Genomic DNA, 16,288 nt, shown 5'->3' with positions numbered 1-16,288 from the left:
GCAAGGAAGGGCCGCGGACGGTATTGTCCCTCAAGCAACCCTCGAGGCCCAAGGTATGCGCTGTCCTTATTGCGGCTCGCTCGACACCCAGGTGAAGGATTCGCGGCCGACCGACGATCACGCCTCGATCCGGCGCCGGCGCGTCTGCCCGGATTGCGGGGGCCGCTTCACCACTTTCGAGCGGGTGCAACTGCGCGAGCTCACCGTGGTCAAGCGCTCGGGCCGGCGCACCGCCTTCGATCGTGACAAACTGCAGACCTCGATCGAGGTCGCTTTGCGCAAGCGCGCCGTGGCTCCCGAGCGTATCGAACGGCTGGTCAACGGTATCGTGCGCCAGCTCGAAAGTTCGGGCGAGGCGGAGATCATGAGCTCGACCATCGGCGAGCTGGTGATGGAAGGGCTGAAATCGCTCGACGACGTCGCCTATGTCCGCTTCGCCTCGGTCTACCGGAATTTCCGCGAGGCCCGAGATTTCGAGGAGCTGCTCGGCCAGCTCAGCAGCGATGAGGGGGAGGGCGAAGCCGAGCCCGTCGGCGAAGGGGCCAGGCCGCGCGACGATGTCTGATCGCGACGAGATCGACCGCGCCTTCATGCGCCAGGCGCTGGAGCTCGGTGCGCGCGGCCTCGGCCAGACCTGGCCGAACCCATCGGTGGGGGCCGTGGTGACCCGTAATGGGCCGGAGGGACCGGTCGTCGTCGGGGCCGGCCACACTCAGCCTGGCGGCCGACCGCATGGCGAGGCGATGGCCTTCGAGCAGGCCGGTTCCGCGGCGGCAGGGGGCACGCTCTATGTGACGCTGGAGCCCTGCTCGCACCGGACCCTGCGCGGCGGCACCCCTTGCGTCGAGCGCACCCTGCTCGCTGGCGTGCGCCGCGTCGTCTCGGCCATGGCCGATCCCAACCCCCGCATCGCCGGGCTCGGCCATGCACTCCTGCGCAGTTCCGGGGTGGAGGTGGTCACCGGCGTGCTCGAAGATCAGGCGCAGCGCAGCCATCGCGGCCATGTGCTGCGCGTCACGCAGGGCCGGCCGATGGTGACCTTCAAGGTGGCGCGTACCGCCGACGGCTTCGCCGGTGGGGCAGGGCGGGCCCGCATCAGGATTTCCTGTCCGGAAGCCGGTGAATGGGTTCACCGCGAGCGTGCCCGTTACGACGCGATCATGCTCGGTATCGGCTCCGTCCTTGCCGATGATCCACTCCTGACCGTGCGGCTCGCCGGGCTGGAGATCCGTTCGCCGGTCCGGGTCGTGCTCGATTCCAATCTGCGCCTGCCGCTGGATTCCCAGCTGGTGCGCGGCGCCGGCGAGGTGCCGGTCTGGGTGATCGCGGCAGAGGACGCGCCGGTCGAGGCCGAGGCGCGCCTCGTCGCCGCCGGCGTTGAGGTGATGCGCGTCGGACGCGCCGCCGACGGCCATCTCGATCTCGGCGAGGCGCTGCGGCTGCTCGCGGCACGCGGCATCACCCGGGTCTTTTCCGAGGGCGGGCCGACCATCGGTGAAAGGCTGGCGCTGGCCGGCTTTGCCGACGAGGTCATCCTCTCGACCTCGCCGATCGTGCTCGGCGAAGCCGGCGTCGTCGCCGTGCGGCCGGGCCTTGCGGCGCTGCTCGCCGATCCCAAGATGTACGCCATCGCCGAAGCCGGGATCATCGGCCAGGACCGTTTCCAGCACTTCACGAGGATTGCCTGATGTTCACCGGCATCGTCACCGCCATTGGCACCGTCACCCAGGCGCGAAAGATGGGGCCGAGCCTGAAGCGGCTCGCCATCTCCTGCCCTTGGGAGGCAGAGGGCATCGAGATCGGCGCATCGATCGCCTGCGCCGGCGTCTGCCTCACCGTGACCGCCCTGAGCCCGCGCGAGGATGGCGAGCCGGGCTGCGTCTTCCAGGTCGAGGCTGCGGCCGAGACGCTGTCCAAGACCTTGGTCGGCGACTGGGATGTCGGGACGCCGATCAATCTCGAGCGCTCGCTGAAGATGGGCGACGAACTCGGCGGCCATCTGGTCACCGGCCATGTCGACGGCGTCGGCAGGATCATCAAGGTCGACGCCATCGCGCCCGATCCGGATGAACCCTGGGGCGCGACAGCGCGCTTCCATATCCGCGCGCCGCAGGGCCTCGCCCGCTTCATCGCGGCCAAGGGCTCGATCTGCCTCGACGGCACCTCGCTGACCGTCAACACCGTCGAGGACGACGTGTTCACCGTCCTGCTGATCCCGCATTCCTTCAGCGTCACTACCTGGGGGCAGCGCAAGCAGGAGGACGGCGTTCATGTCGAGGTCGATCTGATGGCGCGGTATGCCGCGCGGCTTGCGGAGGCGCGCGGGCAGGGCTAAGAGCCGGTCCTGCCTCAGCCCTCATCCTGAGGAGCCGCGCAGCGGCGTCTCGAAGGATGGTCCAGCGCGCTCTGGACCATGCTTCGAGACGCCATTTCTGACGAAACGGCTCCTCAGGACGAGGGCTTGATTGCTTTCGACCCGGTCGAAGGCGCCTCGACGATACCAGAAGGAATTCCCGCATGGCCGGACCCCGGCAATCATCGGCTGCCTCAGCCGCTCCGCTCGACGGCGCACGCGTCCTCGTGGTCGAGGCCCGCTTCTATGACGGCCTCGCCGACGAACTGCTGCAGGGCGCGCTCGCCGTGCTCGAAAAGGCCGGTTGTCGCGTCGATCGCGTCACCGTTCCCGGCGCGCTCGAGATCCCGTCTGCGATCGTCATCGGCCTGCGCGCCGCCGACGAGGCTGTCGATCCCTATGAGGCGGTGGTCGCGCTCGGCACCGTGATCCGGGGCGAGACCGGTCATTACGACATCGTCGCCGGCGAGAGCTCGCGCGCGTTGATGGACCTCTCCGTCGCCTTCGCCCTGCCGCTCGGCAACGGCATCCTGACCGTCGAGAACGAGGCCCAGGCCTGGGCCCGTGCCAATCGTTCCGAGATGGACAAGGGCGGCGGCGCGGCTGAAGCTGCGCTCTCGGTGCTGCGCTACAAGCGCTCGCTGGTGGAGGAGTCGAAATGAGCCGGGCCGAAATGCGCCGCGGCGCGCGGCTGGCGGCCGTGCAGGCGCTCTACCAGATGGAGGTCGGCGGGCGCGGCGTGGTCGAGGCCATGGCCGAGTTCGAGCATTTCTGGATCGGCAAGGAGGTCGAGGATATCGAGCTGCCGAAGGCCGAACTGAATTTCTTCCGCGACCTGCTCGGCGGCGTCGTCAGCGAGCAGCGTCTGGTCGACCGCGCGGTGGACGATGCGCTCGCAGCGGGTTGGCCGTTGAAGCGCGTCGAGGCGGTGGTGCGTGCGGTGCTGCGTGCCGGAGCCTACGAGCTCGCCTTCCGCAAGGACGTGCCGGCGCGCGCCGTGATCTCCGAATATGTCGCGGTGACCCGCACCTTCTACCAGGGTGAGGAGATCGGCATGGTCAACGCCGTGCTCGACAAGCTCGCCCGCGAGTTCCGCGCCGAGGAATTCGACGTCCCGGCGGCGTGAGCAGGAGGGCAACCTCCGAGCCCTCATCCTGAGGAGCCGTTCCGCCAGGAACGGCGTCTCGAAGGATGAACCAGATTGCACCCTTGGCATCCTCTGAAGCATCCTTCGAGACGCCGCTTCGGGGCTCCTCAGGATGAGGGTGCACTTGGCAAGTGAGATCGCAATGTCGAGAGAAGACGTGCGCCCCGGCGAATTCGAGCTGATCGCCCGGCATTTCGCACCGATCGCCGGTCGTGACGGCCTCGGGCTTCTCGACGATGCGGCGCTGCTGCGGCCGGCGCGGGGCTACGAGCTCGTCGTCACCGCCGACGCGCTGGTCGCCGGCGTGCACTTCTTCCCGGACGACCCCGCCGGCTCGATCGCGCGCAAGGCGCTGGCGGTCAACCTCTCCGATCTCGCCGCCAAGGGCGCGCGTCCTGACGGTTTCGTGCTGACGCTCGCTTTGCCCAAGGGCTGGGCCGAGGATTGGCTCGTTGCCTTCGCCGCGGGGCTCGCGGCTGTCGCGGGCGAGGCGGGCTGCCCGCTGATCGGCGGGGACACGGTCTCGACGACCGGCCCGCTGACGCTTTCGATCACCGCCTTCGGCAGCGTGCCTGCCGGGCGGATGGTGCTGCGCTCGGGCGCCAAGCCCGGCGATCTCGTGCTGGTCACGGGGACGATCGGCGATGGCGCGCTCGGGCTGCGGGCGCACGGCCCGGACAGGCCGGGTTGGGTCGCCCGCCTCTGCGAGGCCGACCGCGCCTTCCTGGCCGACCGCTATCTGCATCCGCAGCCGCGCCTGGCGCTCGCCCAGGCCCTGCAGCTTCATGCCTCGGCGGCGATGGACGTCTCGGACGGGCTCGTCGGCGACCTCGGCAAGCTGCTCGCGGCCTCGCGCGTCGGCGCCGAGATCGAGCTCGACGCGGTGCCGCTCTCGGCCGCGGCCCGCAATGCCGTCATGGCTGATCCCGCATTGGCGGAACTGGCCTGGACCGGCGGCGACGACTACGAAATTCTCTGCACGGCGTCCGAGGTGGAATTTCCTTCCCTTGCCGCAGCGGCACAGGCGGCAGGGCTCGGTCTTGCGCGCATCGGCCGCGTCACGGCGGAGGTAGGGACCGTGCGATACAGCGAGGCGGGCAGGCCGCGCAGCTTTGCGCGAGGCTCCTTCGTTCATTTCTGAGAGCGGCCCCGGCCGCGGAAAGTCGGCGGCCTGCAAATGAACCAGCATGTTCCGGTGAGCGACGACACCTTGGCGAAGCGCAATGCGGTCGTCCTCGCCTGCGCCCAGTCGCTCGGCGGCGCCAGCCCCGCGATTGTCGTCTCGCTCGGTGGCATCGTCGGCTCGCAGCTCGTTACCGACCAGGCCTTCGCCACCGTGCCGGTCAGCCTGATGCAGCTCGGCATCGCCTGTGGCGTCATCCCGGCCGCGATGCTGATGCGCCGGCTCGGCCGCCGCAACGGCTATCTGATCGGGGCGCTGATCGGCATCGTCGGCGCCAGCATCGCCGCCAGCGGCACCGGCAGCCGGTTGTTCTGGCTGTTCTGCATCGGCACCTTCCTCTGTGGTGTCTACGGCTCCTTCGTGCAGAGCTATCGCTTCGCCGCGGCCGACACGGCGAGCGAAGCCTTCAAGCCGCGCGCCATCTCCTGGGTGATGCTCGGGGGGCTGGTCGGCGGCGTGATCGGCCCGCAATCGGTCTACTGGACGCGCGACCTGACGCCGGCCGCGCCCTTCGCCGCGAGCTTCCTGGCGCAGGGCGGGCTCGCTCTGCTCGCCGTCGGCGTGGTCCTCCTGTTGCGCGCTCCCCCAGTGGTGGAGAAGCGTTCCGGCGGCGGCCGGCCGCTCTCCGAGATCATGCGCCAGCCGAAGTTCATCGCCTCGGTGACGGCGGCGCTTGTCGCCTACGGGCTGATGAGCTTCGTGATGACCGCGGCGCCGCTCGCCATGGTCGCCTGCGGCCACTCGATCGGCGATGCCGCCCTCGGCATCCAGTGGCATGTGCTCTCGATGTTCGGGCCGAGCTTCTTCACGGGGCGCCTGATCGCCCGCTACGGCAAGGAGAAGATTACTGCGCTCGGCCTGTTGTTGACGGCCGTTGCCGCGATCGTCGGCCTCAGCGGTCTCAGCGTCGCGCATTTCTGGATCGCGCTCGTCCTGCTCGGCGTCGGCTGGAATTTCGGCTTCATCGGCGCGACCGCGCTGGTCACCGACTGCTATCGCCCGGAGGAGCGGGTCAAGGTCCAGGCCGCCAACGATTTCCTGGTCTTCGGCTCGGTCGCCATCGCCTCCTTCTCGGCCGGCGGCCTGCTCAGCGCCGGCGGCTGGGACAGCGTCAACTGGCTGGTTTTCCCTCCGGTCGCGGTCGCGCTCGTCCTGGTCGCCTGGCAGGGTCTGCGTCGCCGTTCCGCCGCCGCCTGACAAGTCTGCCGAATTGTCAGTTGTCGGGTTTGCGATTCCGTCGGAAACTTGGCAACAATTCGGCAGACACTGGCGATCGGCGCTACGGGCGCGATTCTAGAGCCCGGAAGAGCAGTCCCTGGCGTTCAACAGACCGGCGACAAGCCGGCTCCGTCGGGGCGTCCTGCCCCAGATGCAGATCTCAGGGACAGGAAAGTCGATGTCGGCCTTGCTCATCATCATACTTCTGAGTGCGCTTTCGATCGTCTACGGCATCTGGGCCTATAGCGACGTGATGAAACGCGACGCCGGCAATCAGCGCATGCAGGAGATTTCCGGCGCTGTCGCAGAGGGCGCGCAGGCTTATCTCAAGCGGCAATACGTCACCATCGCTATGGTCGGCGTCGTGCTCTTCGTCGGCCTCACCTGGCTGCTCGGGGCCTATGTCGGCATCGGCTTCCTGATTGGCGCCGTGCTCTCCGGCGTTGCGGGCTTCATCGGCATGAACGTCTCGGTGCGCGCCAATGTCCGCACTGCCCAGGCCGCGATGCAGTCGCTCGGCCAGGGGCTCGACGTCGCCTTCAAGGCCGGCGCGGTCACCGGCATGCTGGTCGCCGGCCTCGCCCTGCTCGGCGTCGCCGTCTATTACGGCTTCCTGACCTCGATGAAGGGTTTTGCGCCCTCCAGCCGCGTCGTCATCGATTCGCTGGTGGCGCTCGGCTTCGGTGCCTCGCTGATCTCGATCTTCGCCCGTCTCGGCGGCGGTATCTTCACCAAGGGCGCCGATGTCGGCGCCGACCTCGTCGGCAAGGTCGAGGCCGGCATTCCCGAGGATGATCCGCGCAATCCGGCGACCATCGCCGACAATGTCGGCGATAATGTCGGCGACTGCGCCGGCATGGCCGCCGACCTGTTCGAGACCTATGCCGTGACCCTGGTCGCGACCATGGTGCTCGCCGCGATCTTCTTTGCCGGCCAGCCGGTTCTCAACACGATGATGCTCTACCCGATGGCGATCGGCGCGGCCTGCGTCGTGACCTCGATCATCGGCACCTTCTTCGTCAAGCTCGGCGCCAACCAGTCGATCATGGGCGCGCTCTACAAGGGCTTCATCGCCGCCGGCGTGCTCTCGATCGGTGCGATCGCGGCGGTGACGCATGTGATGTTCGGCGGTTTCGGCACCCAGTTCACCACGGGGCAGGGCGTCGCCTTCACCTCGGGTGGCCTCTTCGCCTGCTCGCTGGTCGGCCTCGCGGTGACGCTGCTGATCGTCGTCATCACCGAATACTACACCGGCACCGGCAAGCGCCCGGTGGTCTCGATCGCCCAGGCGTCGGTCACCGGCCACGGCACCAACGTCATTCAGGGCCTTGCTGTGTCCCTGGAATCGACGGCGCTGCCGACCATCGTGATCATCGCCGGCATCATCGTCGCCTATGGCCTCGCCGGCCTGTTCGGCATCGCCATCGCCACCACCGCCATGCTGGCGCTCGCCGGCGTCGTCGTTGCGCTCGACGCCTTCGGCCCGGTCACCGACAATGCCGGCGGCATCGCCGAGATGGCCGGCCTGCCCAAGGAGGTCCGCCAGTCCACCGACGCGCTCGATGCGGTCGGCAACACCACCAAGGCGATCACCAAGGGCTATGCGATCGGCTCGGCGGGGCTCGGCGCGCTGGTGCTGTTCGCCGCCTATACCTCGGACCTCAACTACTTCGTGGCTGAGGCCAACAAGGCGGGCTCGACGACCTTCCAGTACTTCAAGGGCGTCAGCGTCGATTTCTCGCTGTCGAACCCCTTCGTCGTCGTCGGCCTGCTGCTCGGTGGCCTGATCCCCTTCCTCTTCGGTGGCATGGGGATGACGGCGGTGGGGCGCGCCGCCGGTTCGGTCGTCGAGGAGGTGCGCCGGCAGTTCCGTGAGAAGCCGGGCATCATGGAAGGCAAGGACCGGCCGGACTATGGCCGGGCCGTCGACATGCTGACCAAGGCCGCGATCAAGGAAATGATCGTGCCTTCGCTGCTGCCGGTGCTCGCGCCCTTCGTGACCTTCTTCGTCATCAACGCCATCGCCGGCAAGAACCAGGCCTTCGCGGCGGTCGGCGCCATGCTGATGGGCGTCATCGTCACGGGTATCTTCGTCGCGATCTCGATGACCTCGGGCGGCGGCGCCTGGGACAACGCCAAGAAGAGCTTTGAGGACGGTTTCGTCGACAAGGACGGCGTGCGCCACATGAAGGGCTCGGAGGCTCACAAGGCCTCGGTCACCGGCGACACCGTCGGCGACCCCTACAAGGACACGGCGGGCCCCGCCGTGAACCCGGCGATCAAGATCACCAACATCATCGCGCTCTTGCTGCTCGCCATCCTGGCGCATAGCTGAGCGGCGAGACCCGCCTGAACAAGGCCTGGCCCCGCGGAGCGATCCGCGGGGTTTTTCTTTTGCTCGCAATATCTTGCGCGCTGAAACGGAATCAATTCGCGAGGCAGCTGAATCAAGCTCCGAGCCTACGGCCAGATCCGTAGTGTTCCTGCACGACCGGCGTATCGCCAGCTGTCATGGTCGACCGATCCAAGGAGAGCCCGATGACCGCCCCAGCCGCTTACGTCCCTGCACGCTCCGGACACGTGACGGACATTGCCCTGCTGCTCGTGCTGGCGACACTCTGGGGCGCCTCCTACAGTTTCATCAGGCTCGGCGTCGAGACGATCCCGCCGTTGACGCTGATCGCGGCGCGCACCCTGATCGCCGGCGCGATTTTGCTTGTCGTCATCCACCTGCGCGGACTCGCCCTGCCGCGCGAGCCCGTGATCTGGCGGCGATTCCTGATCCAGGCCTGCCTGCACAGCGCCGTGCCCTTCACGCTGATCGCCTGGGCCGAGACCAGCGTCGAGGCGGGCCTGGCTTCGATCCTGAACGCCGGCTCGCCGATCTTCGCTTTCCTGCTGAGCCTGTTGTTCTTCCGCGCCGAAGCGGCCGCCGGGCGCAAGCTCTTCGGCGTCGCCGCCGGCATGCTTGGAGTCTGTCTGATCATCGGCGTCGAGGCGCTGTCGGGTTTCGGCCGCGAGCTCTGGGCGCAGCTTGCTCTGGTTGCGGCCGCGGCCTGCTATGGCGGCGCGGCGCTGTTCGGCCGCAACTTCAAGGGGCTCGATCCGATCATGCCGGCGGCGGGCTCGCTGATCTGCGGCGCTGCGATCCTGATCCCCTTCAGCCTGCTCGTCGACCGGCCTTGGACGCTCGCGCCGTCGGCCAGCTCGATCCAGGCGCTGCTGGCCTTGTCGCTGTTCTCGACCGCGCTCGCCTTCATCATCTATTTCCGGCTGATCGACCGGCTCGGCACGGTCGGGGCGACTTCTGTCGCCTATCTGCGCGTGCCGACCGGGGTCGCCATTGGCGTGATCTTTCTCGACGAGCGCCTGAGCCCGACCGCCTGGGCCGGACTCGCGCTGGTCGTGATCGGCGTGTTCGCGATGACACTGCCGGGGCGCAAGTCCGCCAGCTGACTGGCGCTCCTTCTAAGCCGTTCCGGATACGTCCAGGAGCGGTTGCCACCGTCTGAAAGGGTCGTCCTCGGGGACCTGCCATGGCCAGATGCCCCGGGTGTCGGGATATACGAGTTGCAGAGCCTCGAACTGCGGCCCGTCATAGAGCCAGAGGTTCCAGCCGAAATGCCAAGGATAATGCTCTCGGGCGACTTTTCTGAAGTGGCAGGAGAAGCCATCCAGGAATTCCTCGCCGACATCGTCGGCCTGGTAACGCCGCCCGGTGCGGGCTCTGTGGCAATACTCGTTGATGATGTTGTGCGAGAGCTCTCGCGACAGTCCTATGACGATCAATTCAGGAGCGTCGGACGAGCGATTTATGCCAACCGAATAGGAGAAGGGAGGGTACCCATCTCCCTCCATGATATGGAGAATGTGGCAGCCATACTGCTCTATGTCGGCAAGGCATTTCTGCTCATGCGGATCAAGCGCAGTCATGCTGCTCGCCTACCGCTCAGGAGCCGAGCGGGTTGAACTTGGTGACGCCGCGGAACAGGTTGCGCAGGAAGCTCTGCTCCTCGCCGCCGGTCGGGGTGGTGCGGCTGATGAAGTCGAAGATCACGCCGTCCTGCAGGCCGTAATTGGCGATGCGCTCGACCTTGAAGGCCTTGTTGAAATAGATCACCAGCACCCGCTGGTCGATCACCGTGAAGTCCTGGAACTGGAAGCGGCGGCGCACGGTCTGGCTGATGTAATAGAAGGTGCGGTTGCCGACGGTTGAGGTCGTCGAAGGCGTGCCGAGCGTGGTCAGCACCGTCTGCACATCCATGCCTGGCCTGACCTTGGCGATGAGATCGTCATCCATGACGAAGCCGCGCGTGAATTCTTCGTTCAGGCCGGCGGAGGTCGGGACGCGAAAGCCGAGATTGGTGCCGCTGCAGGCGGCGAGCGGCAACATGGCGGCGAGCGAGCCGATCAGGACAGTGCGGCGGGTCGGAGCAGTCATGCGGAGAGGGTCCAACGGCAGGCACGCGACAGCGAGGCCGCGCTTGTCATGAGGGGTATGCTTGGCGTAACGCCCGAGCATGGCTTTGGCAAGGCGAGCGCAAACTGTGGGGTGGCGGCGGTGATTTTCGGTCTGTTCGGCAGAAGGACCGACCGGATGGTGCCGGTCAACGCTTTGCTCGGGCGCATTGTCTCCGCTTCGCGCGAGCCCGCGCTCTATCTCGAAGGCGGCGTGCCCGATGATTTCGAGGGTCGCTTCGAGGCGCTGACGCTTCATGTCTTCCTGGTCCTGCGGCGGCTGCGCGAGCTGCCCGAACCGGCGGCGGATGTGGCCCAGGACCTCGTCGATGCCAATTTCAGCTATCTCGAGCTCGGCTTTCGCCAGGGGGGCGTCGGCGATGTCTCGGTGCCCAAGCGCCTGAAGAAGATCGGCCGCAGCTTCTATGGCCGGGTCGGCGCCTATGAGGACGCGCTCGCGGCGACGGCCGGGCCCGACGCACTCGCCGTCGCGCTGAGTCGGAACATTGCGCCACAGGCTGATGCCGAGGCGCTCGCCCGCCATGCTCGTGCCGTAGCGGCACAGTTGGCGACCCTCGATCTCGACGGTATCCTCGCCGCCGATCCGATTTTTCCCAAGTTCGAGAGCAGCCTGTCCAAATGAGTTCCGCCAGCAAGGACGCGTTGCCGCTGCGCCATCCCGTTCGCGTCGAGACCATCACGCTGCGGCCGATGACCTTCGAGCTCGCGGCGCCGCAATCCGATTTCGCCGCGATCGCGCGCCATCTCGGCGTCGCCTCCGTCGAGAAGCTGACGGCGAGCTATTCGCTGTCCCGCAATGGCGATCGGGTCAAGCTCGAAGGCAAGATCGGCGCGGCCTTGCACCAGATTTGCGTCGTCTCGCTCGAGGCCTTTCCCGTCGCGCTGACCGTGCCGGTCAAGCTCGACTTCCTGCCGGAGGCGGAGATCGTCGCCGCGGCCGGGGCCGACCAAGGCGAAGGCGAGATCGACATCGAAGTCCTGCTCAACGAGGAGGATCCGCCGGAGCCGATCGTCGACGGCGTCATCGATCTCGGCGCGATCACCCTCGAATTCCTGGCGCTGGCGCTCGACCCCTATCCGCGCAAGCCCGGCGCCAGCTTCGACGAGCTTGCGCCTGAAGCTGCCCCCGAATCGCCTTTCGCGGCGCTGGCACGCCTGAAGGGGGAGGAATGATACCGGCCCTGGTCGCCGCTTTTTCTTGCGGCTCGCGTTCAACTCGCTATTGTCCGGCCGCGTCGAGCCGCTCCAGCCAGGGGCGCCGCCCCTGGAACTGATCGCCTCCTCATGACACGTCCGGTTACACTCGCGCTCGATGCGATGGGCGGCGACCACGGTCCGTCCATCGTCATCCCCGGCGCCGCCCTCACGCTGGAGCGCCGCCCCGACGCCAAATTCGTGATCTTCGGCGATCAGGCGATCGTCGAGCCGCTGCTCGACGCGCATCCCAAGCTCAAGGCCGCCACCGTCTTCCACCACACGGATGTCTCCGTGAAAATGGACGACAAGCCGAGCCAGGCGCTGCGCTATGGCCGCTACAAATCCTCGATGTGGCGCGCCATCGACGCGACCAAGACCGGCGAGGCCGATGTCACCATCTCGGCCGGCAATACCGGTGCCTTGATGGCGATGTCGAAGTTCTGCCTGAAGTCGATGCCGCAGGTCGACCGCCCGGCGATCGCCTGCCTGTGGCCGACGGTGCGCGGCGAGAGCGTCGTGCTCGATGTCGGCGCGACCATCGGCGCCGATGCGCAGCATCTGGTCGATCTCGCCGTGATGGGCGCGGCCATGGCGCGCGTCGTCTTCGACATCGATCGTCCGAGCGTCGGCCTGCTCAATGTCGGGGTCGAGGAGATCAAGGGCGTCGAGGCGGTCAAGGAAGCCGGTCGCATCCTGCGCGAGGCCAATCTCGCCCATCTCGACTATCAGGGCTTCGTCGAGGGCGATGATCTCGGCAAGGGCACGGTCGACGTCGTCGTCACCGAAGGTTTCACCGGCAATATCGCCCTGAAGACCGCCGAGGGCACGGCCCGGCAGATCGGCGAATATCTGCGCGCCGCGATGAGCCGGTCGCTGATGTCGAAGATCGGCTATCTCTTCGCGCGTGGTGCCTTCTCGGCGCTCAAGGACAAGATGGACCCGCGCAAGGTCAATGGCGGCGTCTTCCTCGGCCTGGAAGGCATCGTCATCAAGAGCCATGGCGGCACGGATGCGATCGGGTTCGCCAGTGCCGCCGAAATGGGCTACGAGATGGCACGAGAGAACCTGATGGCGAAGGTGCGCGAGATGGTCGCGGCGACCTCGCGCCCGGATGCGAGCCCGAAGAGCATGCAGACGGCCGTCAGCGAATAGGGAAGAGAGACGCTCCTTTGTCCATCCTGCGATCCGTCCTGCGCGGCTGCGGCTCCTATTTGCCGGCGCAGATCGTCAGCAACGCCGATCTGGCCAAGAAGGTCGACACCACCGACGAGTGGATCGTTCAGCGAACCGGGATTCGCGAGCGTCGCGTCGCGGCCGAGGGCGAGACCACTGCGACGCTCGGGCTGAAGGCGGCCCAGGCGGCGCTCGCCGATGCCGGTATCGACGCCAGCGAGATCGATCTGATCATCGTCGCGACGGCGACGCCCGACAACACCTTCCCGGCGACCGCGACGCAGATCCAGGCCGATCTCGGCATCACGCATGGCGCGGCCTTCGACCTGCAGGCGGTCTGCTCCGGCTTCGTCTTCGGCCTCGCCACCGCTGACAAATTCCTGACGAGCGGTGCCGCCAAGGCGGCGCTGGTCATCGGCGCCGAGACCTTCTCGCGCATCCTCGACTGGGAGGACCGCACCACCTGCGTCCTCTTCGGCGATGGCGCCGGCGCCGTGGTGCTCACCGCCGAGCGGGGCGAAGGCACCCTGGCCGATCGCGGCGTACTCACCACCCATATCCGCTCCGACGGGCGCTACAAGAACAAGCTCTATGTCGATGGCGGGCCCGGCTCGACCAAGACGGTCGGGTTCCTGCGCATGGAGGGCCGGGAGGTCTTCAAGCACGCGGTGATCAACCTTGCCGAGACCGTGCGCCACACCTTCGAGGAGACCGGGCTGTCCGGAGACGATATCGACTGGTTCGTGCCGCATCAGGCCAATCGCCGCATCATCGACGCCACCGCCCACAAGCTCGGCATCGGCGAGGACCGGGTCGTCATCACCGTCGACCGGCATGGCAACACTTCGGCGGCTTCGATTCCGCTTGCCCTGGCCGAAGCCCATGCTGATGGGCGGATCAAGCGCGGCCAGCTCGTGCTGATCGAGGCGATGGGGGGCGGTTTCACCTGGGGCTCCGCCCTGATCCGCTGGTGACGCCCTCTCGACCTTTTGGCTAAGTTGTTTCGATTTATCGCTTTTTTTTGACGTAAATTGCTGACGAATATCAAGAATTCAACCCTTGCGTGCAGCGCGAGGATTGACCGGAATGACCTTGGCGCCTAGAGCAGAAGGCGAAAATGCGGGGGCGGTCATCCAGAGCGCGCCCGTGCCGACACTTGGTTGAGAGCCGCATGCGAGTTTCGGATCGGAGCGCTGCTGCGCCCGTCCGAAAGCGCCCGGTTCTGGCATCCGCTATTCCGGTGCGTGATGCTTCGACAAGGTAGTGGCTGCTCGGTAACGCCTTTGGAGGGAGCTGATGGCAGGGCAAACTGTGACGCGCGCGGACCTGTGCGAGGCGGTCTATCAGAAGATCGGCCTGTCGCGGACGGAATCGTCCAAGCTCGTCGAAGCGGTCCTCGACGAGATCTGCGACGCCGTGGCGCGTGGCGAGAACGTCAAACTTTCTTCGTTCGGCTCCTTCGTCGTGCGCGACAAGGGCGAGCGAATCGGGCGTAATCCCAAGACTGGCGTAGAAGTTCCGATCGAGCCGCGTCGCGTGATGGTATTCAAGCCCTCGAACGTGATGAAGGCCCGGATCAACGGGCAGAATGGCGAGGGTGACGAGGAGTGAGCCTGGAGTTCCACAACGGCGATACCGAGGCCGAATTGGACACCAAGAGCCCAGACGCTTTCCGTACGATCAGCGAGGTCGCCGAAGATCTCGACATACCCCAGCATGTGCTGCGCTTCTGGGAGACGCGCTTCTCCCAGATCAAGCCGCTGAAGCGCGGCGGCGGCCGACGCTATTACCGCCCCGACGACGTCGCCCTGCTCAAGGGCATCCGCCGCCTGCTCTATGGCGAGGGCTACACGATCAAGGGCCTGCAGCGGATCCTCAAGGAGCAGGGGCCGCGCCATGTCCAGGCGATCGGCCGTGGAGCCGAGATTGCGCCGCAGTCCGGCGCTGCGATGCGGCCCGCCGCGGTTCCGACCGGAATGGCGGCTGCCGGCGAGGCCGCCGCGTCACAGTCGCGGCCGGCCGGCGAACCGGGCTTCGCTGCAAAAGCGCTGCTCTCTTCGTTGCCGCAAGCGTCCCAGCCGGAATGGCCCAGCCAGGACGATCTGGCTTTCCTCAAGGCGACATTGCACGAGCTCGCGGAGTGCCGGCGCCTGTTGCATGGCGCCTTGAGCACTGTCGAGAGTGCCGAAGAAGCCTGACGGGGCCGGCAGGCGGTCATGGCGGGCCTTCGCCCGCCCGCCTCAGCGCCGGAAGGCGTCGGGCCAGAAGCCATTGCGCTCCAGCAGCAGGATCACGACGATCACGGCGAGCGTCACCACGAGCGTCATGAGCTTGGCGTTCCATGGCGTGCCGCGGCCGATCAGCCAGATCAGCGTCAGCCCCATGATGAGCGGGATCGCGATTTCCATGGCTGCAGTCTAGGGCGCAGCACAGCTCGATGGAAACATCAAAGACAGGAAGCAGCGCATTTCCGGCGGTGTGAGCCGCGCCCGTTCAGTCCTTTTGTGAGACCGGGGCGTTCGCGCGCTGCTGGATCGCTGCCTCGGGCACACCTTCGACCAATGGCCGCAGGCGGGTGAGCTCGCTCGCCATGAAATCGAGGAACAGCCGCACGCGCGGGGCCTGACGCAGATCCGGATGGGTGAGGAGCCAGAGATCGGCGGCATAGCCGGCCTGTGGGGGGCCGAGACGCTTCAGCCCGGGGCGCTTGTCGCCGATGAAGCAGGGCAGGAAGCCGATCCCGATCCCGGCCTCGACGGCCTCGGCCAAGCCGAGCACCGTGTTGAGCTTGTAGACGACGCGTTCCGGCTCGATGTGCTTCTGCACGTATTGCACGACTTTGAAGGCGCCGAACTGGTCGTTGAGCGAAACCCAGCGCGCCTGCGCGAGCTTGCTCTGCTCGGCGGGCGGACCTTCCGGGAAATCCTCGCCGCGTCCATAGAGAGCCCAGCCGATCCGTGCGGCGCGCCGGCCGACGAGGTTTTCCGGCGGCGTGTCGGTGGCACGAATGGCGACGTCGGCGTCGCGCTTGCTGAGGTTGAGGGCCTGGTTGCCGAGCAGGACGTCGAGCCGGATGTCGGGGCATTGCCGCATGAAGGCGCTGAAGAGCGGTGTCAGCAACTCGACCAGCAGGGAATCATTGGTGGTGACGCGCAACTCGCCGGCAGGAAGGATCTCGCGCCCGGCGAGGCGGCGTGTGAAGCCGGTGATGTCATGGTCGAGCCGTTCCGCCAGGGCCGCCATCTCCTCGCCGGCCGGCGTCGTCACATAGCCGCTGCGATGACGCTCGAACAGGCGCGTGCCGAGCGCTTCCTCGATCTGGCCGAGGCGGCGAAACACCGTCGAATGGTTGAGGCCGATCAGTTCTGCCGCCGCCGGCAGGCTGCGGGCCTCGGCGATCGCCTTGATCAGTCGGAAATCGTCCCAGGCGACTGTGTAGGGCGGGTTCGGCAAGGCGTCGGCTCCGGGGGCAGGGTGCCCTTGAACGGGTTCCCGTAAAATGGTGCGGGCGGCGGGTTGCAGCAACCCGCCACCCGTT

The 16,288-nt window shown here is 67.0% G+C and carries 19 protein-coding genes; 15 read left to right on the top strand and 4 right to left on the bottom strand.

Annotated elements, in window-relative coordinates; translation table 11 throughout:
• The first annotated feature begins 55 nt into the window (after window positions 1-55).
• The 9 genes from nrdR (at window position 56) to ACWGRX_RS14415 (ending at window position 9,357) form a co-directional block, all read left to right on the top strand.
• The gene (nrdR, locus tag ACWGRX_RS14455; RefSeq protein ID WP_291640114.1) at window positions 56-565 is read left to right on the top strand and encodes a transcriptional regulator NrdR; all 510 of its coding nucleotides are present in this window, start codon (window positions 56-58) and stop codon (window positions 563-565) included.
• On the top strand, window positions 558-1,688 hold the full coding sequence (gene ribD / locus ACWGRX_RS14450; protein ID WP_452118100.1) for a bifunctional diaminohydroxyphosphoribosylaminopyrimidine deaminase/5-amino-6-(5-phosphoribosylamino)uracil reductase RibD: 1,131 nt from the start codon (window positions 558-560) through the stop codon (window positions 1,686-1,688). Before nrdR ends, ribD begins: the two co-directional genes overlap by 8 nt.
• Window positions 1,688-2,335 carry a riboflavin synthase gene (locus ACWGRX_RS14445; RefSeq protein ID WP_291647893.1) on the top strand — a complete coding sequence of 216 codons (648 nt, stop codon included), beginning with the start codon at window positions 1,688-1,690 and terminating at the stop codon, window positions 2,333-2,335. The genes ribD and ACWGRX_RS14445 overlap by 1 nt, the downstream gene beginning before the upstream one ends.
• A 182-nt stretch (window positions 2,336-2,517) precedes the next feature.
• Window positions 2,518-3,015: a 6,7-dimethyl-8-ribityllumazine synthase gene (gene ribH / locus ACWGRX_RS14440; protein WP_291640108.1), complete on the top strand. Its 498-nt coding sequence runs from the start codon at window positions 2,518-2,520 to the stop codon at window positions 3,013-3,015.
• Window positions 3,012-3,479, top strand: coding sequence for a transcription antitermination factor NusB (gene nusB, locus ACWGRX_RS14435; protein ID WP_452118099.1), 468 nt, complete (start codon window positions 3,012-3,014; stop codon window positions 3,477-3,479). The genes ribH and nusB overlap by 4 nt, the downstream gene beginning before the upstream one ends.
• A 163-nt stretch (window positions 3,480-3,642) precedes the next feature.
• Window positions 3,643-4,641: a thiamine-phosphate kinase gene (gene thiL / locus ACWGRX_RS14430; protein ID WP_452118098.1), complete on the top strand. Its 999-nt coding sequence runs from the start codon at window positions 3,643-3,645 to the stop codon at window positions 4,639-4,641.
• Between the two features lie 36 nt (window positions 4,642-4,677).
• Window positions 4,678-5,880 carry an MFS transporter gene (locus tag ACWGRX_RS14425; protein ID WP_452118097.1) on the top strand — a complete coding sequence of 401 codons (1,203 nt, stop codon included), beginning with the start codon at window positions 4,678-4,680 and terminating at the stop codon, window positions 5,878-5,880.
• A 199-nt stretch (window positions 5,881-6,079) separates the two neighbouring features.
• On the top strand, window positions 6,080-8,236 hold the full coding sequence (locus ACWGRX_RS14420) for a sodium-translocating pyrophosphatase (protein ID WP_452118096.1): 2,157 nt from the start codon (window positions 6,080-6,082) through the stop codon (window positions 8,234-8,236).
• 203 nt (window positions 8,237-8,439) lie between these two features.
• Window positions 8,440-9,357: a DMT family transporter gene (locus ACWGRX_RS14415; protein WP_452118095.1), complete on the top strand. Its 918-nt coding sequence runs from the start codon at window positions 8,440-8,442 to the stop codon at window positions 9,355-9,357.
• 12 nt (window positions 9,358-9,369) lie between these two features.
• Here ACWGRX_RS14415 and ACWGRX_RS14410 read toward each other — a convergent pair whose 3' ends face one another.
• The gene (locus ACWGRX_RS14410; protein WP_452118094.1) at window positions 9,370-9,834 is read right to left on the bottom strand and encodes a DUF4262 domain-containing protein; all 465 of its coding nucleotides are present in this window, start codon (window positions 9,832-9,834) and stop codon (window positions 9,370-9,372) included.
• Window positions 9,835-9,850: 16 nt separating this feature from the next.
• Complete coding sequence (locus tag ACWGRX_RS14405) at window positions 9,851-10,342, bottom strand: outer membrane protein assembly factor BamE (RefSeq protein WP_291636504.1); 492 nt, start codon at window positions 10,340-10,342, stop codon at window positions 9,851-9,853.
• Between the two features lie 156 nt (window positions 10,343-10,498).
• On the opposite strand from ACWGRX_RS14405, the gene ACWGRX_RS14400 reads away from it, so the two are divergent.
• The 6 genes from ACWGRX_RS14400 to ACWGRX_RS14375 all read left to right on the top strand — a co-directional run bounded on the left by ACWGRX_RS14400 (window position 10,499) and on the right by ACWGRX_RS14375 (window position 14,948).
• Complete coding sequence (locus ACWGRX_RS14400) at window positions 10,499-11,002, top strand: ubiquinol-cytochrome C chaperone family protein (protein ID WP_452118093.1); 504 nt, start codon at window positions 10,499-10,501, stop codon at window positions 11,000-11,002.
• On the top strand, window positions 10,999-11,553 hold the full coding sequence (locus tag ACWGRX_RS14395; protein WP_452118092.1) for a YceD family protein: 555 nt from the start codon (window positions 10,999-11,001) through the stop codon (window positions 11,551-11,553). Before ACWGRX_RS14400 ends, ACWGRX_RS14395 begins: the two co-directional genes overlap by 4 nt.
• 111 nt (window positions 11,554-11,664) lie before the next feature.
• A complete protein-coding gene (gene plsX / locus ACWGRX_RS14390; protein ID WP_291636498.1) occupies window positions 11,665-12,729 on the top strand; it encodes a phosphate acyltransferase PlsX in 1,065 nt (354 codons plus the stop codon).
• A 17-nt stretch (window positions 12,730-12,746) separates the two neighbouring features.
• Complete coding sequence (locus ACWGRX_RS14385) at window positions 12,747-13,724, top strand: beta-ketoacyl-ACP synthase III (RefSeq protein ID WP_452118091.1); 978 nt, start codon at window positions 12,747-12,749, stop codon at window positions 13,722-13,724.
• A gap of 322 nt (window positions 13,725-14,046) precedes the next feature.
• Window positions 14,047-14,361 carry an integration host factor subunit alpha gene (locus ACWGRX_RS14380; RefSeq protein ID WP_291636494.1) on the top strand — a complete coding sequence of 105 codons (315 nt, stop codon included), beginning with the start codon at window positions 14,047-14,049 and terminating at the stop codon, window positions 14,359-14,361.
• Window positions 14,358-14,948 carry a MerR family transcriptional regulator gene (locus tag ACWGRX_RS14375; RefSeq protein ID WP_452118090.1) on the top strand — a complete coding sequence of 197 codons (591 nt, stop codon included), beginning with the start codon at window positions 14,358-14,360 and terminating at the stop codon, window positions 14,946-14,948. Before ACWGRX_RS14380 ends, ACWGRX_RS14375 begins: the two co-directional genes overlap by 4 nt.
• A gap of 42 nt (window positions 14,949-14,990) precedes the next feature.
• Here the strand turns inward: ACWGRX_RS14375 and ACWGRX_RS14370 are convergent, their stop codons facing one another.
• Entirely contained in the window at window positions 14,991-15,158 is a 168-nt protein-coding gene (locus ACWGRX_RS14370; protein ID WP_452118089.1) for a hypothetical protein, read from the bottom strand.
• An 85-nt stretch (window positions 15,159-15,243) separates the two neighbouring features.
• Window positions 15,244-16,203 carry a LysR family transcriptional regulator gene (locus ACWGRX_RS14365; protein ID WP_452118088.1) on the bottom strand — a complete coding sequence of 320 codons (960 nt, stop codon included), beginning with the start codon at window positions 16,201-16,203 and terminating at the stop codon, window positions 15,244-15,246.
• Window positions 16,204-16,288 lie beyond the last annotated feature (85 nt).

It is taken from the genome of Allobosea sp. NPDC055594, assembly GCF_053618995.1.
Note: the sequence above shows the minus strand (reverse complement) of the source record. Positions and strands in the feature narration are given on the sequence as shown.